A 363-nucleotide genomic window follows, 5' to 3' on the forward strand; every position below is an offset into this window, starting at 1 on the left:
GCTGTGCGCTAATCCGACCTACTTAGGGAGTGGGTGGGGACTTCGATGTGCTGGGGTTGGTTGAGGAGGTTGAGTAGCAGGACCACCCGCTCCTCGCCTTTGGTGGCATGCACCACCGCTTCCAGTTCGCGGAAGGCGCCCTTGGTGATCACCACCCGGTCCCCTGCCTTGAACAAGGGTTCTGGCTCGGCGCCATTAAGCAGCGCGCAGTGTTGCCGGAGGCCTTCGATGATATCGTCGGGTACCGGTTTGGGCACGCCATTGAAGGTCACCACCTGGGCGACGCCGCGCGTGGAGCGGATGACACCCCAGTTGCTCTCGTCGTCCAGACGAATGAACAGGTAGTGCGGGAATAACGGCTCG

The 363-nt window shown here is 62.0% G+C and carries 1 protein-coding gene; it reads right to left on the minus strand.

All coding sequences use genetic code 11. The features are described from left to right. Positions 1-8: 8 nt before the first annotated feature. The coding region (locus tag B3187_RS01320) for a transcription termination/antitermination NusG family protein (RefSeq protein WP_286804291.1) at positions 9-363 on the minus strand (355 nt) is incomplete at its 5' end.

Source organism: Marinimicrobium sp. UBA4209 (assembly GCF_002381585.1).
Classification (GTDB): domain Bacteria; phylum Pseudomonadota; class Gammaproteobacteria; order Pseudomonadales; family Cellvibrionaceae; genus Marinimicrobium; species Marinimicrobium koreense.